Annotated in this window: 2 protein-coding genes; both read left to right on the forward strand. The window is 73.5% G+C overall.

Going from position 1 to position 1,042, the window contains the following annotated elements; translation table 11 throughout:
- Window positions 1-756: dipeptidase (locus tag B8460_RS10750; RefSeq protein ID WP_048861598.1), on the forward strand; the 756-nt coding region annotated here is incomplete at its 5' end.
- A gap of 24 nt (window positions 757-780) precedes the next feature.
- Window positions 781-1,042 (forward strand): hypothetical protein (locus B8460_RS20945; protein ID WP_148360528.1); only part of this gene is annotated, 262 nt, incomplete at its 3' end.

Genomic DNA, 1,042 nt, shown 5'->3' on the forward strand with positions numbered 1-1,042 from the left:
GATCTCGCAGCCTATGCGCCGCGCGCCTTCGCCCGGCTGCATGCGCTGGCACGGGCGCAGGACATGGCGCTGATCGCCGACGCGGCGGCGCTGCTGGCCGCGCGCGCCGATCGCCCGGCCGCCATCGCCGCGTCCGAGGGCGGGGATTTCCTGGAGGGCGCGCTCGACCGGCTGGACGACGCCTATGCGCGCTGGACGCTGCGCCATCTGCAGCTCACGCATTACCGGGTCAACGAGCTGGGCGACGTGCAGACCTCGGCGCCCGTGCATGGCGGCCTCAGCGCGTTCGGCGCGGCGGTGATCCGCCGCTGCAACGCGCTCGGCATCGGCGTGGACGTGGCGCACGGCACGTACGACCTGGTGCGACAGGCGGCATCCGTCAGCCGCGCGCCGCTGGTGCTGTCGCACAGCTCGATCACCGCGCATCCCGGCCCGCGCCAGCGCCGCATCACGCCCGAACATGCCCGCGTCGTCGCCGCGACCGGCGGCGTGATCGGCATCTGGCCGCCGCGCGCCGTCTTCCCGACGATGGCGGCGCTGGCCGAGGGGATCGCGCGGGCGGTGGACGTCGTGGGCATCGCGCATGTCGGCATCGGCACCGACATGGGCGGTCTGATCGCCGGCACCTGCTTTCCCGACTACACGGCGACACCGGCGCTGGTCGCGGCGCTGCGCCGGCAGGGTTTCGGCGGGCCGGAGATCGCGGCGATCATGGGCGGCAACTATGCCCGCGTGTTCGCCCGCGCGGTCGGCTGAAAAGCCACGGAAAGCGCATCGTTTTTGACGTCGCTCAAAGCCGCCCGGACGGCGCGCGCCCACCGTTGGCGCATCGCATCACGGACGGGAGGGACGACGATGACTGGTGGTGAACAAGCCTATCTGGCGCTGGTGCTGGCCGCGTTCGGCGGGTTCGCGCTGCTCATCGCTTCGACGCAAATCCGCGAGGGACGCGCGCGCCGCGCGAAGCTGGCGGCGACGTCGGCCGCAGCGGCGGCAGCGATGCCGGAGGCCGCGCAGGCGCCGATGCCGGCCGAGTTGCGCC

It is taken from the genome of Acidisphaera rubrifaciens HS-AP3 (genome assembly GCF_000964365.1).
Lineage (GTDB): Bacteria > Pseudomonadota > Alphaproteobacteria > Acetobacterales > Acetobacteraceae > Acidisphaera > Acidisphaera rubrifaciens.